This window comes from Pseudomaricurvus sp. HS19 (assembly GCF_009857815.1).
GTDB lineage: Bacteria > Pseudomonadota > Gammaproteobacteria > Pseudomonadales > Cellvibrionaceae > Pseudomaricurvus.
The window spans coordinates 33,901-59,193 of the sequence record NZ_WVVW01000011.1 but is presented as its reverse complement, the minus strand read 5'-3'; the positions used below and the strand labels follow the sequence as shown (position 1 = coordinate 59,193).

The window sequence follows — 25,293 nt, the reverse complement described above, 5'->3', positions numbered from 1 at the left end:
CTGATAAAAAGCGCCGGAGTTTCGCTCGCGCATGCATCCACCTACAATGGCAGCATGACCAAGGTAACAACCATGCGTTTTGACCTGATTGCCGGCCAGCATCCACTGTCCCGGTGGCGACAACCATCGCCCACCGGGCTGCAGACCAATCACACCGGTGACGGGCTGCGCCAACACCCGCCAGCCTCTCCTGGCTCCTGTGGCTGACACACTATGACTCAGGGAAGCGTCAGCACATCTGCCAACCAACCGGCACCAGCAGGCAACCCGCTCGCCTGTCCCTCCTGTGACCTGGTCATGACCCTGCCACAACTACAGCACGGCGCCCGCGCCATCTGCCCCCGTTGCAGCCACCCCCTGAGCCAGCACTACGACAACGCCAACGAGCAGGTACTGGCCTACGCGATTACCTCGCTGGTGCTGCTGCTACTGGCACTGAGCCTGCCATTCCTGAACCTCAGCGCTGCCGGCGCCAGCAACCAGATCAGCCTGCCCTACACCGCCTGGTCCTACAGCCAGCAAAATATGCCCCTGATGGGACTGCTGGTCAGCGCCACCATCGTCGGCATTCCCCTGTTGATGCTGGGACTGAGCCTGGCCACTTACCTGCCCCTGTGGCGGCAGCGCCCCAGCCCCTGGCTCACCGACGCTGCCCACTGGCTGTTCCTGCTGCAAGGCTGGTATATGGCCGATGTGTTCCTGCTGGGACTGGTGGTCAGCCTGGTTAAACTTCATTCCATGGCCGACCTGCAACTGGGGCTCGCCTTCTGGGCCTATATGGGATTCACCCTCTGCTTTACCCTCATGCAGAGTCGGGTTGATCGCCTGCAGTGCTGGCGGCAGATCGCTGCCCTGCGGGGACTGACCGTGCCGAGGGAAATCAACACCCTGCAACACTGCCGACACTGCGGCTTTCTGTACCTGAAAAAGTCCAGCCACTGCCCCTGTTGCCACAGTCGCAGCCATCGCACCGACCGCCGTCGCTGCCTCAACCACACACTGGCGTTGCTGGTCACCGCCAGCCTGCTCTACATTCCTGCCAACCTCTACCCCATCATGATTACCAGCGAGTTCGGACAGGAGACCAGCAGCACCATTCTTGGCGGTATCTGGCTGCTGGTGGAACTGCACTCCTACCCGGTTGCCATTATTATCTTCTGTGCCAGCGTGGTGGTGCCGCTGGCTAAGCTGTTGGCCCTGTTCTATCTCTGCTGGATGGCGAAAAAACCCCGACGGCAGGATCGCCGCCAGCAGACCCAGCTCTACCGGGTGGCCGAGTTCATGGGCAAATGGTCCATGGTGGATATCTATGTGGTGGCCATCCTGATTGCGCTGGTGCAACTGCAGGGGCTGATGCGGGTCGAAGCGGGAGTCGGCGCACTGGCCTTCGCCAGTGTAGTCATTGTCACCATGCTGGCCGCCGAGCGCTTTGACCCTCGCCTGCTGTGGCGTAACAGGACGTTTACATGACTGAACATCAGGCCACTATCCGGCCACCGCGACGCTTCTCGCGCATCTGGTTTATCCCCCTGCTGGCCCTGGGACTGGGAATCTGGCTGCTGCTGCAACAGCAATTGCGCCAGGGACCGGCCTTTACCATCGAGTTTGCCAATGCCGACGACCTGGTGGCCGGCAAAACCCGCATCAAATTGCTGAGCGTGGACGTGGGCCTGGTGGACAGCCTCTCCCTGCGCGACGACCTTGCCGGTGTAGTAGTACACGCCCGCCTCGACCGGCAGTATGCACACCTGCTACGGGAGGACACCCGCTTCTGGGTGGAGCGCGCACGCATCGGCACCAGTGGTGTCAGCGGCCTGGATACCCTGCTTTCCGGCGCCTTTATCAAGGTTGCTCCCGGCAAGGACAAGAGCTCACGCAAACGCTTTGAGGGACTGGACAACCCGCCGCCCACCGACCTGAACGCGCCCGGTTTGCGCCTTACCATCAACAGCAACACCAACAGCCGCCTGCGCAGTGGCGACCCGGTACTGTTCAACGGCTTTGAAGTCGGCAGCGTGGAAAACCAGTCCCTCAACCCGGCCAATCTTTCGGTGCATTACGACGTTTTTATCCGTGCCCCCTACCACCAGCTGGTCACTGAAAACGTGCGATTCTGGGACGTGAGCGGCCTCAGCGTGCGCGCCTCGGCCCGCGGACTGGACATGGATGTGGGCTCACTCAATACCCTGCTGTCCGGAGGCATATCCTTTGCCGTGCCGCCCGGCATGGACAAGGGTGAAGTGGTCAGCAATGGCGAGGAGTTCAAACTCTACAGTTCACTGGAAGACACGCTGCGGCGCGATTACCACGAGCACGTCCGCTACGTGGTGACCTTCGACGAATCGGTCAGCGGGCTGGCTCCCGGCGCCCCGGTCCTCTACCGCGGTATACCCGTGGGCAGGGTGGAGAAGATCCTGCTGCAGGAGCTGGTGGCCAAGGGTGTCTATGACGACAAAATCACCATCCCGGTACTCATCTCCATCGCCCCCGGCAGCCTCTCCATGGAAGACACCCCTGCCGGTGCCGAGCGCCTGAAAACATCCCTCGCTACGGCCATACAACGCGGCCTGCACGCCTCCCTGCAAACCGGCAACCTGATTACCGGCAACCAGCTGGTGAGCCTTGACTACCACCCGGACGCTCCCGCCCAGTCGCTGCCCCCCATTCAGCAATACCCGCAAATCCCGGCCATAGCCGGTGGCTTCAACCAATTGCAGGCCTCCGCCAGCCAATTGCTGAACAAACTCAATAAACTGCCGCTGGAAAACACCCTCAGCGAAGCCGACCGCGCCCTGCAGCGTCTGGACAGCACCCTGGCCAGCCTCGAACTGATGCTGCAAAACCCGCAACTGCAACAGCTCCCCGGGCAGCTGCAACAGAGCCTGGGAGAACTGAACAGCACCATGACCTCCATCCGCCAGCTCAGCGACACCCTGGACAACAGCGCCCACCTGCTGCCTGCCGCGGAAGTGGAAGACCGCCTGCCGGAGGCCCGCCAATGATTCGCCACCTGCTCACCGCCGCTCTCTGCCTGTTACTGAGCGGCTGCCTCAATGGCCCGTCAGCGCCCGCCACCCGCTACTACCTGCTGCGCGCCGACACCACCACCGCGGCGCAGCCCCGGGACCTGGCGCTGGCAGAGGTGCGACTGGCAGCCTACCTGCAGCAGCCGGGGCTGGTGATGGTCACCGACGGCAACGAAATCCTCATCGCCAGGCATCACCAATGGGCCGAACCGCTGTCGCAGAGCCTGCCCCTGTTCCTCAGCCGCCAACTGGGCGCCGATGATAGATTGGGCACGGACGCCCCACCCCGCTACCAGCTGCGGATCCGGATCGACCAACTGCACCCCACCACCGGCGGCGACGTCATACTGGTGGCCAGCTGGGAACTGCTGGACCGCCAGAACGGCCGCCGCCAACAACAACATGTGCAGCTGCAGGAAGCCCTGACCGGGGACGGTTTCGACGCCGCAATTGAGAGCCAAAAGCAGCTGCTAAAGCGCCTGAGCGACACCATCCTCAGCCAACTGGAAGCGACGCCCACGTAATGCGGGCAGCGTTGCCACCTGCCCTCGTCAGGGGCCTGGTCACAGTGCCCCTGCCACCCAACTCCGTACGCGCAACAGAAGCTGACTGCGTCCCGCGATAGCGCCGAACCCCGGCAACAGACCGGACTGGCGGTAGTCCGTACCCCTCAAAAGCACGTATACTGGGCGTTTGCTCTTACCCTGATGGCTGGAACCTGTGGACACGATTTACGTACGCGGTGCGCGCACCCACAACCTGAAAAACCTTGATATCGACCTCCCGCGGGACAAACTGATTGTCATTACCGGCCTCTCCGGTTCCGGCAAATCCTCCCTCGCATTCGATACCCTCTACGCCGAAGGCCAGCGCCGCTATGTGGAGTCGCTCTCCACCTACGCCCGTCAGTTCCTGTCGATGATGGAGAAGCCCGATGTGGACCACGTGGAGGGACTGAGCCCTGCCATCTCCATTGAGCAGAAATCCACATCCCACAACCCGCGCTCCACCGTCGGTACCATCACCGAGATCTACGACTACCTGCGCCTGCTGTTTGCCCGCGTCGGCGAACCGCGCTGCCCGCTGCACGGTGAACCCCTGTCAGCCCAGACCATCAGCGAGATGGTGGATCAGGTGCTGGCCCTGCCGGAAGGCAGCAAAGTCATGCTGCTGGCACCCATCGTGCGCGAGCGCAAAGGTGAGCACTTGCACACCTTCGAGCAACTGCGACGCGACGGTTTTATCCGCGTCCGTATCGACGGCGTGGTTGTGGACCTGGACGATGTCCCCGCCCTCGACAAAAAGAAAAAACACACCATCGAAGTGGTGGTGGACCGTTTCAAGGTGCGCGACGACCTGCAGATCCGGCTGGCGGAATCCTTCGAAACCGCACTGACACTGGCGGACGGCCTGGCCGGCATCAGCTTTATGGATGGCGACCAGGAGGACCGCATGTTCTCCGCCAAGCACGCCTGCCCGGTGTGTGACTACTCGCTGTCGGAGCTGGAGCCGCGGCTCTTCTCCTTCAACAACCCCGCTGGTGCCTGCCCCAGCTGTGACGGCCTGGGTGTGAGCCAGTTTTTCGATATCGACAAGGTGATCCAGTTTCCGGACGCCTCACTGGCCGAAGGCGCCATCCGTGGCTGGGATCGTCGCAACTTCTACTACTACCACCTGCTCACCTCGCTGGCGGATCACTACGGCTTTTCCATTGATACGCCGTGGCAGAAGCTGCCGAAAAAATACCAGCAAGTGATCCTCTACGGCTCCGGCGACGAGGTGATCAACTTCAGCTACGCCAACGACAAGGGCGACCTCTACCAGCGCAATCACACCTTCGAAGGCGTGATCAATAATATGAACCGGCGCTACAAGGAGACCGACTCCCAGAGCGTGCGCGAGGAGCTGGCCAAGTACGTTTCCACCCAGGATTGTCCCGAGTGCGAAGGCACCCGCCTGCGCCGCGACGCCCGCAACGTGTTTGTGGACGAGCGCACCCTGCCGCAGATCACCAACCTGCCGGTGGGTGAAGCCCACGACTACTTTACCCAGCTCAAGTTCGAGGGTGCCAAAGGCAAGATCGCCGACAAGATCCTGAAAGAGCTGCGTGATCGCTTCCGCTTCCTGGTGGATGTAGGGCTCAACTACCTGACCCTGAGCCGCAGCGCCGAAACCCTCTCCGGTGGTGAGGCACAGCGTATCCGCCTGGCCAGCCAGATCGGCGCCGGCCTGGTGGGTGTGATGTACATCCTCGACGAACCCTCCATCGGCCTGCACCAGCGCGACAATGACCGCCTGCTGCGCACCCTCACCCACCTGCGGGACCTGGGCAACACCGTGATTGTGGTAGAGCACGATGAAGACGCCATCCGCCTCGCCGATTACGTGGTGGACATCGGCCCCGGTGCCGGCGTCCACGGCGGCGAGATTGTGGCCCAGGGCACGGTTGGCGAGGTGATGGCCAATCCCAAATCCCTCACCGGTAAATACCTCTCCGGCGAGGTAAAGATTGAAGTACCGAAGAAGCGTACTCCCTACCCCAAGGACAAGGAGTTGATCCTGGAGGGCGCCACCGGTAACAACCTGCAGGATGTGACACTGAAAATCCCGGCCGGCCTGATGACCTGCGTCACCGGCGTCTCCGGCTCCGGCAAGTCCACCCTGATCAACGCCACCCTCTATCCGCTGGCGGCAACCGCCCTCAACGGTGCCACAACCCTGAAGCCGGCGCCGTACAAGGCGCTGCACAACATGGAACTGTTCGACAAGTGCGTGGACATCGACCAGAGCCCCATCGGCCGTACACCGCGCTCCAACCCGGCCACCTACACCGGTATCTTCACTCCCATCCGTGAACTGTTTGCCGGCACCCAGGAGTCCCGCTCCCGCGGCTACAAGCCCGGTCGTTTCAGTTTCAACGTCAAGGGCGGTCGCTGTGAAGCCTGCCAGGGTGACGGCGTGGTGAAAGTGGAGATGCACTTCCTGCCGGACATCTACGTGCCCTGTGATGTGTGCAAGGGCAAGCGCTACAACCGCGAGACGCTGGAGATCAAGTACAAGGGCAAGAGCATCCACGAAGCGCTGGACCTGACGGTGGAAGACGCCCGCGAATTCTTCGACGCCATCCCCGCCATTGCCAAAAAGCTGCAGACCCTGATTGACGTGGGCCTCTCCTATATTCGTCTGGGTCAGGCGGCAACGACCTTGTCCGGCGGTGAGGCGCAGCGGGTCAAGCTGGCCAAGGAGCTCTCCAAGCGCGATACCGGCAAGACCCTGTACATCCTTGACGAGCCCACCACCGGCCTGCACTTCCACGACATCCAGCAGCTGCTCAACGTGCTGCACCGCCTGCGCGACCACGGCAACACCGTGGTGGTGATTGAGCACAACCTCGATGTCATCAAAACGGCGGACTGGATTGTGGACCTGGGGCCGGAAGGTGGCAGTGGTGGCGGTCAGATTATTGGCGAGGGGACACCGGAGCAGGTGGCGAAGTTGAAGAAGTCCCATACGGGGCGGTTTCTTAAGCCGTTGCTGGGGTAGTGGCTACGCCTGGTTGCAGGCTGGATTTTTCGAGTGCATTTGAGCTGCCTGTTTCGCCCTGCTGGGCGAGTGACTTTTCTTTAGGCAAAGAAAAGTAACCAAAAGAAGCCTTTTCCCCACCTCCGCGCCGGAAAGCAAAAACACGCTTTCCGGTTCCCTGTGCTCCTCGCGCTTCCGGGGTCGCCTTGATGCGCTGTCCCTGGCACAACAAGGCTAAGCCGGCCGTCCATGGCCGGCTTCCCCCCCGCGCTACGCCAAGGGCCCCAATCCGTGCCACATCCCGGCTCAACAAAAACACCCACTACACTGGCTGCAAAAATACCGTCACTCCCGCGCAGACGGGAGTCCAGAAAGCCCAGCATATATTGGATTCCCGCCTGCGCGGGAATGACGGAGATTTAGCAATGTTTTTAACCGGACTTCGATTTGGCACGGACTCGAAACCCGTGCGAGCTGCCGAACGGAGGGCTGGCTGTGGGGGAGAAGCGCACATGGACGTGCGCTTCAGGTCTGTTGGGCCAGGAGGGCCCATCAGGCCGGCCCTCGCAGACAGCCCGGAGAGAGGGAAGTCAGCTGGTGCTTTTTACCAGCTGACCAGCGAACCGGGCACCGTTTTCTTTTGGTTACTCACGTGTGCCCGCTGTATCGGTATTTCTTTTGGGTGTACAAAAGAAAAGTGACTCGCTCAGAAGAGCGAAAACCAAAACCCAAATTCACTCAAACACCAGAAATGAAAACGGGCCCTATATGGCCCGCTCTCAAAATAGTACGTAAGAAGTACAACACCTACCGGGGATTCGAAGGCGACCGCGTAATCGGCATGTGCTGCGACGCCAGCGCATGCCGTGCCTCATCCCCTCCCTGAATCTCCACCGCCAGCGACACATGGGCCAGACTCAACAGCAGACTCATCAGACACTGCTCTTTGTCATCCAGCTGATCCAACGGCTTCTGGTCCAGTAACTGCAACGCATCGGCGGCAATCACCTTGCCAGCATTGAAAAACGCTTCACGCTCTTCCGGCGTGCTGTTACGACGCGCCGTGGTGCGCTCATTGGACGTAGCCAGACACCACTGATCAACAAACGGTTCCAGCTCGGCAAAGGCTGCCGGTAAACGATTGGCTGCGTTCATTGTGCACCTCCTGTCTGCCGCTCAGCGCGGTAGGCCTGCACACGCTCATCCACCATATTAAACAGGTGACGGCAGAGCACCTCCTGCGCCTGGAAATGAATATGGGTCAGGGCGCCGCTGTTCAAACCACGCTGACCCGCCTCGATCACCGCGCGGTCTTCACTGTGGATATCCCGTGCCAGTCCCATGGCGTACTCGCGGGCAAAGCGGCGGCTGGCGCAATCGTCTTCACCCACCCAGTAGATGCGGATCACCCCGCGGGATTTGGTGGCACTGATGGGGTAGACCGTGTGCGAGAAAGGCTGCATTGGAGAACCCAGGATAAACAGGTTGGGGAATACCGCGTAGTACTCCTTGCTCTGCTCACTGCCAACCAGGCCGTCCTGCATGGCGAACTGCATGCCCTTGCCAAAGGCCAGCATCTGGAACGGCTGGATCTGCGGCTGCGGGTTGGACCAGATGGTCTGGGTACGGTGTGGATCGTGAAAACCGTAGCGCAGCGGGTAGCCGAAGGGATTGTCCTTACCGGACGTGGCAGCACCGGTTTTGGGATGAATAAAACGCAGGTGGTAGTTCTCCTGGAAGTTGTCGTAGGTGAGCTTCCAGTTAGCGTCGATCTCGTAGACGTATTCCGAGAAGGTGGTGGCCCTGGCCGACGGCAGGGTCTCCAGCTGATCTGCCAGCGGGCCCAGGTAATCCCGCAAGCTCTGCGCCGGATTTGGATTCAGGTTGATGAACAGCATACCGCCACAGGAATCCACCGCCACCGGCTTGAGGTTCAGCTCGGCCTTGTCGACGTAGAACTGGTCGAAGTCCGGCGCGTTGCGCAGCTCGCCATCGCTGTTGAAGGTCCACATGTGGTAGGGGCAGGAAAAGACCTGGCGGCGGCCGCAGGGCTCGGATACCAGCTGCGTGCCACGGTGGGTACAGGCATTGTGGAAAGCCTTGAGCAAACCATCGCGGTTACGGGTAATCAGCAGTGACGCATTCGCCACCTCCAGCTCGCGCACAATATAGTCGCCTGGCTCAGGCAATTCACAGGTATGGCCCACATTCAGCCAGCTGCGGCGAAATACCGCTTCGCACTCGGCGTCGAAGTAGTCTGATTGGTAGTAGGGCCCCGCAGGCACCGGCGCAGTACCGATGCGGGAGGCCTCTTCTTTGGTGACCGGCTCAAATACCGGAAGCTCTGCAGTCATGATCTCACTCTCCTGAGCAAATCCACGGATAGGCTAAAATTACAGCGGCAATGCTGTAATTTCAACACATATGTCGAAACTTTACATTGCCCGGTATCAGCCCTGTATCAGCCCGGGAGCCCCGGAGCGCAGTCACTCCCCCCTGATACCTGCCCCGCCCCGTAACCGGGCTGCCCGGTTCATAACATGAAAGACCGCATGCTGCTCCATCACGCCGTTAATCAGGGGGGCACCAGGCCCCGTGGCATAGATGGCCACATCCTCGGCGCCGTGGGTCTCGGCTGACGTCGGCACCAGGGTTTCCGGGTGAAACCCTTCGGCTTCCGTGTCCACCTTACTGAGATCTACGCGCCCCGCCTGTACCGGCCTGGCGTAGATCCCCTCGCCGCTGACATCAGTGGCAAAACCACGACCGTTCATATAACCCACGGTGGTGTAGGGGCGACCGTCTTCCGCCAGGGAGTGTTCATGTTCCGGCTCACCGGCGCGGTCGTTACCCACCACCTTGCCGAGAATCGGGTTACCACGGGTCGGGTAGCCAGCCAGGGTAAAGACGTGACTGTGGTCAGCGGTGACAATGATCAGGGTTTCGGACGGATCGGTATTTTCATAGACCGTGCGCACCGCATTGGCAAACTCCGCCGCGTCGCTGAGAGCACGAATAGGGTTGGTGGCGTGGTGAGCGTGATCAATACGCCCCGACTCCACCTGCAGGAAGAAGCCCCGGGGATTTTTCTGCAGCAACCGCAGTGCGGTCAGGCTCATCTCACTCAGGGAGGGTTCACCGGCCTTATCGTTACCCCGATCCATCTCAAACTGCATGTGGGAGGGCTGGAACAGCCCGAGCAGGTGATCCACCTGCGCAACATCGAGAGCGTCGAACTGCTGCTGATTCCAGACATACGCGGCGTTGGGGTAGTTGTCCTGCCACTCGCGGGTGAGATCGCGGCCATCAGCGCGCTTGCCAGGCTTGCCACTTTCGGCGTCGATGGCCGAGCGCGGCAGGAAACCGGCCCGCCCCCCACCGAGGGCTACCTCCAGCCCATCCACCCTGGCCTGCCCGCCAGCCAGCGCTTGCAACCGTTGCGGCAGGGACAGCAGCTGGCTGGCGATATCCTCACAGTGGCCGGCATTGGCGAGACGAGTGCCATCGGCATCACTCTCGAAGTCCCGGTCCATGGCATGGGCATACGCCGCCGCCGGGGTGGCGTGAGTGATCCGCGCGGTGGAAACCACGCCGGTGGACTTGCCGGCCAGTTCCGCCAGCATCAGGGCACTGAGCAGCTCGTTGCCCGCCACCGTCGAACAATCCCCGCGTACCACGTTCTGGTTCACCCCGATAAGACCCGCCTTGGTTTTCACCCCGGACATCAGCGCCGTGGCTGTGCCGGCGGAGTCCGGCGTCTGCTGGTTGGTGTTGTAGGTTTTGGACAGGGCCAGGTGGGGGAAGGTCTCGAAGAACAACCGGTTCTCCTCACCACTGCGCCCCGCTTGCTGGCCGGCAAAAATGCGCGCAGCTGTCACCGTGGAGATACCCATGCCGTCCCCGATCATCAGCACCACATTTTTGGCCCGCTGCTTTGCGTCACCTTTCGCCTGTCGGGCAATGGCTGCATTGGAATCCACCAGCTGCTCTCCCTGCCGATACCAGTCGGCCGGTGTCGCCGGTTGCATAACCGTGGTTTCTGCAGCCGTAACGGCATGGCCCGCCAGCAGCGCCAGCACCCCCAGGCCAAGAGAAGCGATGGCACAGCGGGTCGCTGCCGGTTTGCAGGTAAGTGATTGAAGACGGGCAGCAGTGCTCATGCAGACTCCTGGGCTTTAGTAATTATCCGGAGTGCCGCAGCATAGCGCGTCAGAGGCTACCGGCAAACGGCAACCCGTAGAAAGCGAGGTGAGGTGACAGGGGGAAAAGGGGTAGGGCAAGGCGACTTCCCCGGCGGGAAAGTCGCCAAACACGGCTCAGAGCGAGCCGGCCTGCAAAAAGACGTCGGTGGAGATATCACGCACCGCGGCACCGGCAAAGAAGCACTGTTTGCGCAGTTTGTTGACGAACGTTTTGGCACCACAGAGATAGATTTTGTAGCCGTTCAGCTCGGGGAAGCGCTCTTTGCAGTACTGATAGATGTCCGCCACCTCGACCTGAACAGCGGCTTCACCTTCCTGCAGCACCCAGGTTACTGTCACGTTATCGTGAGCCGCCGCCAGCGCCAGCAACTCCTCGCGATAGTAACAATCGTCCAGCGAACGACCGGATATCACGAGTGTAATCGGTGCCGTATGCCCCTGTGCCAACGCCTCACGGGCGATGCCCCACAGCGGCGCCAGACCGGTACCGGTGCCCAGCAGCAGCAGCGGCTGATTGGCTTCGGCGGCGTAGATGCAGTGACCCAGAGGCCCCTGCAATTCCAGGGTATCGCCTGCGTTGAGCTCATTGGCAATCCAGGAGGAGAAGGCCCCGTCCGGGTAATGACGAATATGGAACTCGAGCCAGGGATCAGTCGGCAGGCTCGCCAGTGAATAGCTGCGGCTCAATTTCGCATCGCGACTCAGGTTCACGTACTGCCCTGGGCGATAGCTGAGCCCCGGCGCCAGTCGCAGACGATAGACAGTGTCACTGAGGGCAGTTTTTTCCAGCACTTCCACCAGCTTCTTCTCACCCACCGCGTTGACCACCTTGACCTCCAGCGGGGAGGCAGGCTGACACTGGCAGCTGAGAAAATAGTTGAGGGCTTTCTGGGTATCGGACAAGCCCGCCTGGGCCTGCCGCACAGGGGCTGCGTCATCGGCGCTCATCATACAGGAGTGACAAACGCCGGCACGGCAGCCATAGGGAACCACCTGCCCGGCGCGCAACAGCGCGTCCAGCACAGTTTCCCCGTCAGCGACGGGAAACTGGGCCCCCTCGTAGGTTACAACAGTCATAGAACGATCTTAATTCCAACAAATTACTTGTTGAGCACATCGTCCTTTACGCTGAGACAGATCCCTACGATTTCGTCGATGTACTCCTGTGGCACACTCAACTCCTGCAGGGTAGCTATCAGGTTTTCAGCTACGGCGTTGAAGTGTTCTTCGGTCAGGTTCAGGTGTTTATGACCCTCCCGCATATCCTTGCCAGTGTAATTGTTCGGCCCGCCAAAAGCCATGGTAAGAAAGGCCTTCTGCTTGGCCCGCTGGCGGTCCATATCAACGGTATCGAAGAAGTCGCTGATCCGGTCATCCATCAAGACCTTGCGGTAAAAGATATCCACTGCTGCCTCGACAGCACCATCACCACCAATTTTTTCGTAAACAGACATTTGCAGTTCCTCATATTGCGCAAAGCGCCAATTGTTTGAAATTTCTTATCGGATGATTCGCCAGCAGCGAGGGTTTATTGCAGCTGGCTCAAGTAGTACTCCACTACTTTGCGAATCTCTTCGTCAGTGAGTGCGGAACCACCACGGGGCGGCATCAGGCCAAAACCGTTTACCGCGTGTTCAACCAGTACGTCGACACCCTGCGCAGCCCGTGGCCCCCACATTTTCTGGTTACCCACAATAGGGGCACCGTTAATACCCTGGGCATGACACACCTTGCAGTTTTTGCGGTAAAGCTCTTCTGCCTGCGACAAAGATTGCTGTTGTGCTGCTGCAGCCGGCTCTCCGGAATCACTGCACCCCCAAAGTAGCAGCAAAGAGAAAGCACCCCCAATCACTCCTGCAAGTCTTGCTCTATTCATAGCCCCGCTCCATCCCCGACAGCATAAAGACCTGCCGTTTCCTCTGCGGCACCCCCATCCCTGGGTCGCCATGACCAGCCTGGCCAGCAGAGAGGGCAAGCCCCGTTTGTTTTGCCGTACTACTTGTAGCAACGCGTGATTACAGCGGTACCCGGATTACCACACCGCCCATAACTTCACCCAGTTTGAAATCTGTTTTAGGTGAGTCCTTATGATCGTTGTGGCAGCTGGTACAGGCGTCAGAAACGGCTACGTCCGGGTAAACTGCGGTAAAGTAGGTGACGTCACCAAGCTTCTCTTCGCCGTAGTAATTCTCACCGGGGTTAGCAGCAATGTATTCCAGCCCCTCCTTTTCCATCGCAGTCTTGGGTGCGTTCTGGCTGTTAATCGGCCAGATGGATTGCAGGGAATAGGTGAAATCGTCGGTCATCTCCTGAACCGCTTCGGCGCCGGCGCGGAACATCTGCGCAGGCAACAGAGTGCCGTTGGGAATATCCTTCCAGTGCTCGTCCGGCTGAATTACATTGGTACCGGCCGGGCCAAGGCGTTTAACAACCAGCTTGGTATAGTTGGTACGATCGGCTTTCATTACCGCAAACAGGGAATCGGTATACACCTTGGGATCAATGCCCTTGCTCTCGGGCTCGCCGCAACCGGAAAGTACCAGCGCAGAAACACCCAGGGCTGCGGCTATCACAGCTTTTTTCATGGTCTCGTCCTCGAAGAAATGTTTAACGTTGCTCTCGTTTAACAGCCCAGTCGATTGATTCAATATGTTGGTGGGGCTTGCCCTTGAAGTTATTCTGAATCAACGACTCATCCGCCAGGGCGTCAATGGAAAACTCCAGGCTGTGACAACTCATGCACACAGGCCGGATCATTTTCTCATTGGGCCGCAAGGTCAGATTTTGATTGTGAGTCACACTCACGATCGCGCTTTCTCCCAAGGCGCTGACACTTTCTTTATCAACTTTTATGCCAGTGTCACCGTTTACCAGCCGCGGCATGTGACAAGTGGCACAAGTGACGGCTTCCGACCACGGACGCTGATTGTTCAGGGCCTGCTGCGCAAGCAAACCGTGGGGGGAATCGTTAAATGCAAGGCTGTGCTGGTCAGCGTGACACTCCAGGCAGCCTCCTACAGCGGCTGTTTTTGCATCAAACTTGTGCGCCCCATGGCAGCTTGTACAGCCTTGGTGCCTGTCCCCGGCATGCGCCTGAAACGCGAGCCGCCCCATAGAGGGGCTCATTGCACTCAAGTCTTGCGCTAACCGCATTCCATGCTTGCCCTGCAACCAGGTTTCCACTTCTCCGGCATGGCAGGTTTTGCACTGATTCAGTTCAGGCTTCTGCAACCACTGATCGTTGTTGCCGGTGTGACAACCCGCGCAGCCAACGCCTGCCGCCGCATGGGAGGAAGCGAGAAAATCGGCGGCCACTTGCGGGTGCTTGCCCATCAACGCAGTATCATCAAAGGCAGGCGCAGGCAAATCAGGCAGGGGGGCACGACTGGCGGCATTGCGCTCAGCCAGCTGCGCCACACTTTTCACCCACGGCCCACCGGAATTTGCCACCAGAAAATCTTCATAGAGCGCCCTGTTGTCGTGAAAGTTGTGACATCCGGCTGATGCGCAGGAATCAAACGGCAACTCAACGTGACTGGGGCGGCGCTCACCAATATCCTCATGGCAATGGAAGCAGTAATCTTCCGGCACAGTCACCCCCATGGGATGAGTGCGCTCGTTCTGATGCTCCGTATGACAACTGATGCACTGACGGGCATCGAGAACCTTGAGCAGGTCGGCATTGCGGGGATCGGTAAATTTTTTGCGCGGGTGGGAGTCGTGCGCCATGGCCAGATCGTCACCATGACAGCTGACACAGGCATCCTGCAAAACCTCACCACCACCAAACGCCTGGGTGTGGCAGGACGAGCAGGCCAGTTCGATCTGAAAATGACCGTGCGTCGCTTCTCCAATCAGCAGTTCACTTTTGTCATCCGCCTGCAGCAGCAGCCAGCCGTAGTATCCCGCCAACACCAGCGTGGCCAGCAACCAGATTCCCCAAACAATTTTTTTCACCAACTACACTCCCCGGGCCTGACAAACTGGCATGCCTGCCTGTCAGGAGTAATAAACAGTTCAGAAGTAATAAACGGTAATGATGTGCACAATGAGAAGCACGGGCAGGGGCCAGCTCACCAGCAGGTGCAACCAGTTCCAGGTCTTTTGCACCGCGGCAGCACTGGCAGGCGGCAAGCGATGAGCGAGACTTACCACTGCCCCCGCCCCCGCTCCCAACAACAGCACCGCCAGGAAGGTCAGCATCAGCAAGCGGTTAAGATTTTCCCCAAGGTGAAAGCCGGTGTGAAATATCAGCAACAACGCACAGCTCATACCGAGCACCCCGTGCAGCAGCCGCCAACCAAAGAACGCCCCCATCCACTCCCACTGCAAGCGCTTGCGCAGGGACATCAACAAGCCGACAGTTACCATCCCCAACAGACTGAAACCGGTTACCTGTTTCCAGCCCTTATCACTCCAGACGGATTCAAACCAACCCTGTGTTTGCACGCTGACCGCAATCGGCGCCTCCGGCAATCCGATCACTGCAATCACCGCCAGCAGGGCGGCGAGGCTGGCACCCAGCAAGGCCCACGCTCCCTTCGCCTTCTCCACCGCCCCACCGATCAATTGCGCCAGCAGTGGTTTGCAGGAGCCACACACCGTACCAGCGCGAGTCGCCTTCCCCAGCGCAGCAACCGTGTTGCAACCCTCATCAGTGGCCCGCCGCAAGGCACCTACGCTTACCTGATTACACTGGCACACCACCGCTGTCAGCGGCCAACGCGCCACACTCTCACTGCCCTGCCCCAACCACAGTCGCCCAGTGATCCAGAACAGCAGCCATTGCCAGGGCCAGATTCGACGCGCGGACTTGCAGGCCTCTTGTACACGGTTGAACTGCGGCCAGCTACCAAACCCCACCGCACCAATCAGGCGTCCGCGATGCACGACCAGCTTGCGGTAACCATGCTTAGCCGCCGCGAAGCGGTAGCGGATTTCATGCTGGTGCGGGCGCTGCGGCAAGTCCGCCACTTCACCGACACTGACGACCTCCTCCCCCAGCACCTTCAGCCGGCTGACACTACTGGAGCCCTGATAGCAGGCACTGCCACCGGCAAGGTTCTCTGCCAGCACCGCCGCCTGCTCGAGGCCGGGCGCTACCAGCCCATATGTGAGGCCGCGATGCTCACAACATTCACCAATGGCGTAGACCCCATCGGCTGAAGTCTGCAACCGGTCATCCACAACTATGCCGCCAGCCACCCGGATTCGTGCCTCGCGGGCCAGCTCGAGATTGGGGCGAATCCCGGCGCAGAGCAGCACCGTGTCGCAGTCAATCGTCTCTCCATCGCGGGTGCGGATAGCGGTAACGCGGCCGTCACCCAGAATTTCGCGCACGCCTGAGTCGGTAATCACATGAATACCCCGGCTCATGACACCATGCTGTAACAAGGCCGCGGCACCCTCGTCCAGCTGCCGGTTCATCAAACGCGGCCCCTGTTGAATCAGCGTGACGCGGGTATTGAGCCGGGAAAGCCCCTTGGCCGCTTCAATCCCCAGTAATCCACCACCCACCACCACCACACTGCGAGCGCGGGCGACCCTTGAATAGAGAGCTTGTGCGTCTTTCATATTACGGAAGGTATACACCCCACTCTGTTGTGTACCTTCTATATTGGGAACATGTGCTCGTGCGCCAGTGGCGATTACCAACTGGTCGAAGGGGTGTACCTGACCAAGGGCATCCGTAACCTGCTTGTTATCGGTGTCGATCGCGCGAATGGCGCATGAGGTAAACCGAAACCCGGGGTTACGCTGTACATCCGGCAAAGGAATGTCGAGAGATAGCGGATCGGCCTCACCCGCCAGCAGGCTGGAGAGCTGCACCCGGTTATAGGGGTTATAGGGTTCGTTACCGAACACTTCCACCAAGGCATGGGGGCGGCGACGCAAAAGTTCATCGACAAAACGCATTCCCACCGGACCGCTGCCTATCACCAGAACCCGGCCACCATCCGCTACAGGCTGCCACTGTTGCTCCCCCGCCAGCGCTCCAGAGCCACTCTCCGGCTGATACGCCAATGACATCCCGTATACCCTCTTCTCAGATAAGGAAACCGGGTCGCTGACCTCGCGGTAAAGAAGCACCCCGCAGATTGCGACACAGGGACGAACAAAGCAGGTTACATGCCAGCACTTAAAAAACGCGCCAAAACACGGCAGCCCTCACTCACAGGCCAGCCCTGACGGCACTCTCAGGCCTTATGCCCCGCACAAACAGGACGCAAGAAGCCCCGTCAGCGCCTTCATGCAGTGCAGGAAACTCGATACACCGCCAGCGCCAACTGCTCTCGCCACCGCGCCACCCCCGCATAGCGCACCGCCTTGATGCAGAACGCATCAACGGGTGAGCACAACATACGAGAGGCAAAAAAGGAAAACGCCGGCGCTTGGGTGCTTGCCGGTAAAAATAGGCGAAGCCCGGACACAGGACAAAAGGCAGGATCAGGACCAGGGAAGCCCTGGCCAGACACAGCGACCCCACGGAGGCGCAGTAACTATCAGCGATAGACGAAGGGAGGATTGCCGCCAAGGTTCGGCGGCCACGCTGGATCAGAAATGCCTGGCGGCAAACACAGTGGGGCTCAGGCGCGCACTACCTGGCCGCGATAGATTTTTTGGGTTGCGGCCGATTCGGCGGGAGGCATCGGCACCTCCACCAGTTGGGTTTGCCCGCGGTAGACTTTGGTGACGTAACGCTTGCCATCTTTCTCGATGGTGCCACCGGCGGCCGGGGCGGCCTCCGCTGCTGGCTTGCTCTCCTGCAACTGCTCCAGCCAATCGTCACCGGCAAGAGTGTAGAGTTCTTTCAGCAGTGCTTTGGCCACACTGTCGTTGGAGGAGCGGTACCAGGGGATCATTTCAGTGAGCAGGTCGGGATTCGCCAGTTTGATTCCTGGCTTGGCGTCTGCGGGGGCCCGACGACGTATTTCGCGTACCAGATCTATCATAGCTTTGTTGAAGTTGACCATGAAAAACCTCTCTGGTCTGAATTACCGGAAGTCCCTCTGAAGTTGAAACCAATCACGAATTCCATTCGCAACGCAGATATTGCATAGATAGTGCCACTCAAGTGATGGCACATAAAAAAATAACCCAAATGTATATTAATTAACCACTTGCATCCGCGCTGAGGCGATTATACGGGATGGACGTTCTAAATTGGCACATAAAAACGCACCTTTGCCATGCACAAACCCGGGTGTTGCACCAGAACTTGCCCAAGAGTAATCCGTGAGACCACCGGGCATAGACGCCCGCCCCACCCTCAACGTACAGATTTCCGGCAATCTGCTTCGGCAGCGACCGCCAAAGCTCCACAGAAAAACTGGGCAACTGCTGTTACAAGCTGTGGATAACATTGGTACAGCCACGGCTGGCAAGCCCTCCCGGACAGCGTTCAAAAACCGCACAGCACGGATTGCCCTGCAACCATACCCGGCACAACGTACTCTTCTGCAGTGATACGGGGTTGGGGCTATAATGGCGGCTTTTACATCAGGCGCCTGCATGAACAGCAACGACGACAACCTCCTGCAGAGCCCCTTCGGATCCCGGCACCTGTTGCGCTACCCGCTGCCAGCCAGAGCCCAACAATCCCTGCGTGCCTGGGATGCCGCCGACGAATACCTGCTGCGCTGGTTGCATGAGCAAGACCTGCAAGCCTGCACCCCCACGCTGGTGCTGAACGACCAGTTCGGCGCCCTCACCTGTTCCCTGCCCTGTCGTCCCCTCTGGTCGCAGAGCGACTCGTGGTTGGCGCAACACGCCTGCCAGCGCAACCTGCAACAACTGCCGGACAATGGGCTCGAACAACCGCAGCTGCTGGACAGCCTGCAATGGCCCACCTCACCACTGCAGCTGGTGGTAATTCGCCTGCCCAAACAGCTGGCCCTGCTGGAGCACCAGCTGTACTGCCTGCGCCCATTGCTCGCGGCCACCACCCGGGTAGTGGCGGCCGGCATGGTGAAACACTGGCCCGCCAGTGCCCAGCAACTGTTTGAACAGATACTCGGGCCCAGCCACACATCACTGGCCTGGAAAAAGGCCCGCCTGTTGCACTGCACGCCGCAAGTTTCTGGCTCGCAGGGTCAGGGCTGGCCGGGTCAGAGCCCCTACCCCGATCACTATCAATTGCCGCAACCGCCCCTGCGACTGGGCAATCACGCCAACCTGTTTTCCCGCAGCGGGCCCGATATCGGCAGCCGTTTTTTCCTGCAGCACCTGCCCCGGCCGGACGCCGGGGCGGAGGTCATCGATCTCGGCTGTGGCAACGGCATACTGGGGCTGGCCATGTTGCAAGCCAATCCCCAGCTGCACATGCACTTTGTCGACGAATCCCATATGGCGGTGGCCAGTGCCCGTGACAACCTGGCGCACAACCTGCCGGCTGTCACCGACGCCCACTGGCACGTGGACGACGGCCTGCGCAGCTTTGCCGATAACAGCGCGGACCTGGTGGTCAACAACCCGCCCTTTCATCAACAGGCCGTGGTAGGGGATCACCTGGCGCGGCAGATGTTCCGCGATGCCCATCGGGTACTGCGTCCGGGTGGTGAGTTATGGGTGGTTGCCAACCGCCATCTCGGCTACCACCTGCGCCTGCAGACGTTGTTTGGCAACTGCACGACAGTGGCCGGCAACAGCAAGTTTGTGATCCTGCGGGCCGCCAAGGCGTAAGACGCCAGTTGTCCGCCACTGGCCCGATCTGGCAAGATCAGGTAGCTCGACAGCATCACAGCCAGACGGTAGCGGCAACACAAAAGCAACACATGGCCCGAACCGGGACAGGAGCAGCACTGGAGTAATGGATTGACTGAAGCTAAGACGACCAGAACCAGTCGCTGGCTGTCCGGCAACTTTGAGGCCTTGCAGAAGCAGTGCGAGCAGGACGCGGAAGGGACGCTGCACTTTGACCTGGTAATCGTGGGTAGCGGCTATGGCGGTGCCACCGCCGCTGCCGCCCTGGCCGGCAGCCACAGCCGTGGGCGACCGGTGCGCATCGCACTGCTGGAGCGCGGCGTCGAATACCTGCCCGGTATGTTTCCCTCCTCAGCGGTAGAGCTACCGGGTCACACCCGGGTACTGACCCCCGGCCGCAGCAAGCCCTCCGGAAACAGCGAAGGCCTGTTCGATATCCGCGTGGGTGAAGCCATTACCACCCTCACCGCCAATGGCCTCGGTGGCAGCTCCCTGATTGACTCGGGCGTGATGCTGGAACCCACGGCCTCAATCTTCGATGACCGCTGGCCCCGAAGCCTGCGCTACAGCGAAAGCGCCGAGCTGTTGCAGGAGTACTTTCCCGCCGCCCGCCGCCTGCTGGGCGCCAGCGACGATCAGGGTGACAACACCATCCTGCGCCACCCCGAACAACAGGAACAGCCACTGCGCAAGCAGAGCAACCTGCAAAAGCTGGCCGACAGTGAACTCTGCAGCGGTGACAACTTCGCCGTCGCGCCACTGCTGATCGCCATGCAGGACAACCCCGACAGCGCCGCAGTAGCCCTCAACGCCTGCACCCTCTGCGGCGACTGCACCACCGGCTGTAACTACAACGCCAAGCAATCCCTGGACACCACCCTGCTGGTCAATGCACGACAGGCGGGCGTGGAGATCTATACCGGCACCGCGGTGGAAAAACTGCAGCCGCTGCCGACAGAAGAGGGGCCACCCAACTGGCAACTGGAGGTGGTACACACGTCCAGCGAGCGACGCCAGCAGCAGTCCGCCCCCCTGCGCATCCGCTGCGGCAAGGTCATACTCGCCGCCGGCGCCCTTGGCAGCACAGAAATTTTACTGCGCTCCCAGAGCGATCAGCTGCGCCTGTCACCCCAGCTGGGGCAACGCTTTTCCGCCAACGGCTACCAGCAGGCATCGCTCTACAACCAACACGAAGAGGTCAACGCCGTCGCCGGGGAAGAGACCGCCGCCCACGAGCGCAGGGTAGGACCGACCTCTACCGGTATTATTGACCTGCGCCACCAGAAAGAGGGGTTACTGCTGCGGGACCAGACTATCACCTCGCCCCTGCGACGCTTCTACGAGGAGGTGACCACGACCCTCGACTGCCTGGAGCGGCTCACCACTGCCGACACCAGCCAGCACCTGGACGGGCAACCGGAGGCCGACCCCTGGGTGGTGGACGAGCAGAAGATTCAGCGCACCGGTATTTATGCGCTGCAGGGGGACGACGGCAGTGAGGGCTGCCTGGAGCTCACCTGCGCCCCCGCCACGATGGTGCCCCTCAGCGGTGAGGGCCTGCTGCGGGCACGCTGGCCGGGGCTGGCAGACCACCCCTTGTTCCAGCACCAGATCGACACACTGACCCGGCTGAAGAACGCCGCCGATTGTGGCGGCTCGGTACAGCTGCAACCCTTCTGGCAGCCGCGCAACCGCCGGCAGTCAGAGATCACCCTGATGCCCGGCCACGGCACACTGGTATCGCCGGAGCCACTGGGCGGCTGCCCCATGGGTGACGACTCCAGCCATGGTGTTGTCGACCATTGTGGCCGGGTCTATGACCTGTCCGACCCACTAAGCCGCAACCGGGTATTTGATTCCCTGGTGATCATGGACAGCTCGGTGCTGCCCAGTGCACTGGGTGCCCCCCCCGGATTGACCGTTGCGGCCCTGGCATTGCGCAGCTGCGACTACCTGCGTACCCACTGGCGTTGGCGCGCAACCGCAACACCGCCCGACACCACGCAGGACAAGCCAGCCCGACCTGTCTACCGGCAACCGGACTCCGCACCGGCAGAACGGGAGACGGAGGTGGTTCTCACCGAACGCTTCACCGGCCCCATTACCCTCAGCGGCGCCAACAACCGGCCACTGGAATGTATGGTCGATATCACCTTGCGCCTGCAACCCAAATCGCTGCGGGCACTGACCCGCCGTCAGGAGCGCACATTACAGGTGAATCAGGGCGAGAGCCGGATTCGCATACTGCAGCTCCAGCACTGGCAGGAGCTGGCCAACGCCGGTGCCGATGACGACGAATTTACCCTGCAGGCCATCCTCGTTGCGCCCCTGAGCGGCAGCATGGAGATGATGAGCCGCGAGAACTCCACCTATTGGGAGCGGGTGCTGCGCGCCGGTGGCGGCTGGCTGCTCAACCACGGACTGCGGGAGGGCCAGCACGCCCTGCTGCGCTGGTTGCGGCGCGAGTTCAGCCCGGTAGCCGGCAAAAACTATCGCCAGCGACAGGCGCGGCCGGAATGGCGGCAGAGCCTGCAGCAACTGCAGCAGCGCTGGCAGCAATTTCTGTCGCTGGCCTCCCACTGCGGTGAAGTTCGCCTCACCCACTACCGTCTCAATATTCTGCGACCGGCCGAAGGCTGGCCCACCCAACTGGGAGCCTTCAGCTCACAACCGTCCTCCCTGCCGTTGCTGGCGCACAAGCGCTTTGGCTACAGCAGTGGCAGCAACCCCATCCGGCAACTGGAAACCCTGCTGATCGATCTGCTGCCCGGCCTGCAACCCCGCCATCGCCAGCCGCGACGGCAACCGGCCAGCCTGCACAGCGAGCCGGGCTTTATGCTCCACCAGCAGAGTCCGCTGATGGGCATCAGCCGGCAACAGGACCAGACTACGGCCCTGATCGATACCCTGCTTTGCTGCAGCTTCTTCGCCCGTGCCATGCTGCACCTGCACTTCTGGAGTTTCCGCACACCGGAGGAGAAAGGGCTGACGGTACGCCCCCAGTTTCCCGGCCGTATATACGGCGGCCCGGCACCGGAAATTGCCGAGATCGACCTGGTGCAGGAGCAACCGCAGGAGAAAAACCCGCAGCTGCGCATTCGCCTCTCCCGCTACCGGCAAAAACGGTCGGCGAGCAAACCGCCACTGGTGCTGATTCACGGCTTCAGCACCAGTGGCGCCATCTTCACCCACGCCAGCATCAAGCCCAGCCTGGCAGAGTACTTCTGGCAGCAGGGCCGCGAGGTATGGGTGGTGGACCTGCGTATCAGTGCCGCCATGAACTCGGCGCTGCGCCCCTGGAAGTTTGAGGATATCGCCTTTGCCGATATCCCTGTGGCTATCGACCACATCTGTCGTGTCAGCGGCCACAGCCAGCTGGATATCTATGCCCACTGCATGGGCGCGGCACTGGTGAGCATGGCGATTCTGGCGGAACCCCACAGTGGCGACCGCTACTACCGGGAGCGCCAGCTACTGCCGCAACGTATCCACCGCCTGGTACTGTCGCAGGGAGGGCCGCGGATGGTGTTCAGCCCCACCAACCAGGCCAAGGCCCGCCTGCTGGCGCCGCTGATGCCGGTAATCCCCAAATCCTTCTACCAGTTGCAGCGCACCAACCCGCCCTCCATGGCAGAGCAGTTCTGGGACCAGGTGATCGAGGTGATCCCCTACCCGGCGCGGGAGTTCCGCCGCGAACACCCGCTGTGGCCATGGCAATCACGCAGCTTTGCCGTCACCCGTCACCGGTTGGATGCCCTCTATGGGCAGACCTTCAACCTCAACAACGTCAGCAGTGAAACCCTCGGGCAACTGGGGGTTTTCATCGGCCCCCTGCACCTGGCCACCGTGGCCCGGGGCGCCCTGCACGCCCTGCGGGAGCGCATCACCAATGCCGCTGAAGAGAACGAGTATGTCACCATCCGTCGGTTGCGGGAGCGCTGGGACTTCCCCAGCCTGAGCGTCCACAGCGATGAGAACCGGGTACTGGATATTGCCACTCTGGGCCGCATGCAGGAGCTGATGAGCGCAGCGGATCGCGACTTCCGTACCCAGGTACTGCAAGGCTTCGGCCACCTGGATGCGCTTATTGGCCGCCAGGCCCAGCGCCACTTTGACAGAGTACGGGAATTTCTGGACTACCCCAGCCGCCTGCCAGCCAAACTGCCTCACGCCCTGCGCTACCGCTTGTTCAAACCGGGAGCGGGCCCGGTCATCGCCCCGGTGAACAAAAACCAGCTGCCCCTGGGACTGGGATTCAATCGCGAAATGCACAAGCCGGAGTTTGTCCTGTTCCTGCCGGTCACCCTGCAGGGAGAGCAGACCTGCCTGTTTGGCGGCGCCCCCGACCAGACTCCCACCGCCGCGCAGCTGATGCGCCACGGGCACCTGAAGCTGGCCCGCCCCCAGAGCGGCGGGTGGTTCAAAACCCGACTGCCCCTGAACCCGTCGATGTGGGCGGCGGACGGTATCCTGGTGCTGGTCATTGACGACCTCGGCCTGCCCTGTGAGCAGATGCCACAACACCTGCTGCCCGATAACCTGTTTGAATTGATCGGTACCAGCGGTCTGCCGGGCCATAGCCAGCAGTGCGCCGATTACATCCGCGAATGGCTGCTGAGCAATGACTTCCTGCAACGCCTGCAGGCCTATCTGTCCTTGCCGCCAAGCAAGCTCACCGACTCCATCATGCAGATTCCCCTCGCCGAGAGCCGCGAGCAGTTACAGCTGGTACTGGCCTCCTGCCAGTATCCCGGCGGCATGCTGAATCGCGGACCTGCCTACGCCAGTTACCGCCGCCTCGCCAACCACCTGGATGAACAACAGCGACGCTCCCTGGCCCAGCTGCAACCCTCGCTGCTGGTGCTGACCGGCGACCAGGTTTACGTCACCGGTCAGGCAGAAGCCGGGGCGCAACGGGGACTGTTCGACGCCAAGCGCCAGGCCTACCAGCAGTGGCTGGGTCAGAAGGAGGTGCGCTCCGTCACCCGCCGCCTGCCGACCCTGACTATGATGGATCAACACGAGAACGGTCCGCCCCGGAATCCGGCGCAGAGAGCATCACTGCAACAAAAGTTGTCGGGCAAGGCGCATTACATCAACTACCAGCGACCGGACCTGCCGCTGGTGGATGCCGGCACGGCCCCCGGTCAGCCGCTCTGGTATCAGGGGCGCTACCAGGGCTTTGACTACTTTGTCGCCGATACCTTTTGCGAGCGGGATGCCAGTGCCAGCGACAGCCGCCAACTGATGTCGGAGGAGCAATTCCACGCACTGGAACAGTGGTTGATCCGCACCCACGCCAATGACCTGCGGCCGCGTTTTATCGTCTCGCCGTCGGCGCTGCTGCCGCGGCGCCTGCCAGCCTCGTCCCCCAATATGGACCTGCACAGCTGGAGCGCCTTCCCCGCGGCACTCAACCGGCTGCTGCAGTTTGTGGCCGCGCACCGCTGTCGCAACCTGGTGTTCCTGTCCGGGGATGAGCACCTCTCCAGCGTCGCCCGCGCTGAGCTGCACAGCCCGCACCTGCAGCGACCTATTCGCCTCTACTCCATTCACAGCTCGGCGCTCTATGCTCCTTTCCCGCATCGCAATGCCCGCACCGAGGACTTTATCCCGCGCGAGACCTTTAACGTTGCAGGTGAGCTGAGTGAGTTGGCCTGTACACTGGAGACGCGCTTTTTCCCCGGCGACGGATTTGCGCTGGTGAGCGCCTACCGGCAGGAAAATCACTGGGCACTGGAGTGTGAATTCAGCCGCGAGAGCGGTAATCGACCACCGGAACGGTTGCCGCTGGATCGGCCGCAGGGGCACTGATTGCCCCCGCAGCCTGCGAGACGCGG

17 protein-coding genes are annotated in these 25,293 nt (G+C 60.9%); 7 read left to right on the top strand and 10 right to left on the bottom strand.

All coding sequences use genetic code 11. From position 1 onward, the window contains the following. Nucleotides 1–54: 54 nt before the first annotated feature. The 5 genes from GSF27_RS14410 (at nucleotide 55) to uvrA (ending at nucleotide 6,569) form a co-directional block, all read left to right on the top strand. A complete protein-coding gene (locus tag GSF27_RS14410) occupies nucleotides 55–207 on the top strand; it encodes a hypothetical protein (RefSeq protein WP_160970359.1) in 153 nt (50 codons plus the stop codon). 6 nt (nucleotides 208–213) lie between these two features. Then, nucleotides 214–1,470 (top strand): paraquat-inducible protein A, encoded by a 1,257-nt coding sequence (locus GSF27_RS14405; protein ID WP_160970357.1) that lies wholly within the window; start codon nucleotides 214–216, stop codon nucleotides 1,468–1,470. Next, entirely contained in the window at nucleotides 1,467–3,002 is a 1,536-nt protein-coding gene (locus GSF27_RS14400; protein WP_160970355.1) for an intermembrane transport protein PqiB, read from the top strand. Before GSF27_RS14405 ends, GSF27_RS14400 begins: the two co-directional genes overlap by 4 nt. After that, complete coding sequence (locus GSF27_RS14395) at nucleotides 2,999–3,550, top strand: membrane integrity-associated transporter subunit PqiC (RefSeq protein ID WP_160970353.1); 552 nt, start codon at nucleotides 2,999–3,001, stop codon at nucleotides 3,548–3,550. The genes GSF27_RS14400 and GSF27_RS14395 overlap by 4 nt, the downstream gene beginning before the upstream one ends. A gap of 196 nt (nucleotides 3,551–3,746) precedes the next feature. Next, nucleotides 3,747–6,569, top strand: coding sequence for an excinuclease ABC subunit UvrA (uvrA, locus tag GSF27_RS14390; protein ID WP_160970351.1), 2,823 nt, complete (start codon nucleotides 3,747–3,749; stop codon nucleotides 6,567–6,569). Between the two features lie 786 nt (nucleotides 6,570–7,355). Here uvrA and GSF27_RS14385 read toward each other — a convergent pair. From GSF27_RS14385 to GSF27_RS14340, 10 genes are all read right to left on the bottom strand, one after another. Further along, nucleotides 7,356–7,703 carry a hypothetical protein gene (locus tag GSF27_RS14385; RefSeq protein ID WP_160970349.1) on the bottom strand — a complete coding sequence of 116 codons (348 nt, stop codon included), beginning with the start codon at nucleotides 7,701–7,703 and terminating at the stop codon, nucleotides 7,356–7,358. After that, the gene (locus GSF27_RS14380) at nucleotides 7,700–8,902 is read right to left on the bottom strand and encodes an aromatic ring-hydroxylating dioxygenase subunit alpha (protein ID WP_160970347.1); all 1,203 of its coding nucleotides are present in this window, start codon (nucleotides 8,900–8,902) and stop codon (nucleotides 7,700–7,702) included. Before GSF27_RS14380 ends, GSF27_RS14385 begins: the two co-directional genes overlap by 4 nt. Before the next feature lie 132 nt (nucleotides 8,903–9,034). After that, nucleotides 9,035–10,708 (bottom strand): alkaline phosphatase, encoded by a 1,674-nt coding sequence (locus GSF27_RS14375; protein ID WP_202410468.1) that lies wholly within the window; start codon nucleotides 10,706–10,708, stop codon nucleotides 9,035–9,037. A gap of 156 nt (nucleotides 10,709–10,864) precedes the next feature. Then, complete coding sequence (locus GSF27_RS14370) at nucleotides 10,865–11,827, bottom strand: 2Fe-2S iron-sulfur cluster binding domain-containing protein (protein WP_160970345.1); 963 nt, start codon at nucleotides 11,825–11,827, stop codon at nucleotides 10,865–10,867. Nucleotides 11,828–11,850: 23 nt separating this feature from the next. Beyond that, nucleotides 11,851–12,204 carry a group 1 truncated hemoglobin gene (locus tag GSF27_RS14365; RefSeq protein ID WP_160970343.1) on the bottom strand — a complete coding sequence of 118 codons (354 nt, stop codon included), beginning with the start codon at nucleotides 12,202–12,204 and terminating at the stop codon, nucleotides 11,851–11,853. A gap of 74 nt (nucleotides 12,205–12,278) precedes the next feature. Further along, complete coding sequence (locus GSF27_RS14360; protein ID WP_160970341.1) at nucleotides 12,279–12,518, bottom strand: cytochrome c5 family protein; 240 nt, start codon at nucleotides 12,516–12,518, stop codon at nucleotides 12,279–12,281. Nucleotides 12,519–12,765: 247 nt separating this feature from the next. Further along, nucleotides 12,766–13,335 (bottom strand): DUF3365 domain-containing protein, encoded by a 570-nt coding sequence (locus tag GSF27_RS14355; RefSeq protein WP_160970339.1) that lies wholly within the window; start codon nucleotides 13,333–13,335, stop codon nucleotides 12,766–12,768. A gap of 22 nt (nucleotides 13,336–13,357) precedes the next feature. Then, nucleotides 13,358–14,680: a cytochrome c3 family protein gene (locus tag GSF27_RS14350; RefSeq protein ID WP_202410467.1), complete on the bottom strand. Its 1,323-nt coding sequence runs from the start codon at nucleotides 14,678–14,680 to the stop codon at nucleotides 13,358–13,360. 87 nt (nucleotides 14,681–14,767) lie between these two features. After that, complete coding sequence (locus GSF27_RS14345; protein ID WP_160970335.1) at nucleotides 14,768–16,780, bottom strand: FAD-dependent oxidoreductase; 2,013 nt, start codon at nucleotides 16,778–16,780, stop codon at nucleotides 14,768–14,770. Between the two features lie 557 nt (nucleotides 16,781–17,337). Next, nucleotides 17,338–17,724 carry a hypothetical protein gene (locus GSF27_RS14340; protein ID WP_160970333.1) on the bottom strand — a complete coding sequence of 129 codons (387 nt, stop codon included), beginning with the start codon at nucleotides 17,722–17,724 and terminating at the stop codon, nucleotides 17,338–17,340. Between the two features lie 538 nt (nucleotides 17,725–18,262). On the opposite strand from GSF27_RS14340, the gene GSF27_RS14335 reads away from it, so the two are divergent. Both GSF27_RS14335 and GSF27_RS14330 read left to right on the top strand, forming a co-directional pair. Further along, nucleotides 18,263–19,432, top strand: coding sequence for a methyltransferase (locus GSF27_RS14335; RefSeq protein WP_160970331.1), 1,170 nt, complete (start codon nucleotides 18,263–18,265; stop codon nucleotides 19,430–19,432). Between the two features lie 132 nt (nucleotides 19,433–19,564). Continuing rightward, nucleotides 19,565–25,267, top strand: coding sequence for an alpha/beta fold hydrolase (locus tag GSF27_RS14330; RefSeq protein WP_160970329.1), 5,703 nt, complete (start codon nucleotides 19,565–19,567; stop codon nucleotides 25,265–25,267). The last annotated feature ends 26 nt before the right edge of the window (nucleotides 25,268–25,293 follow it).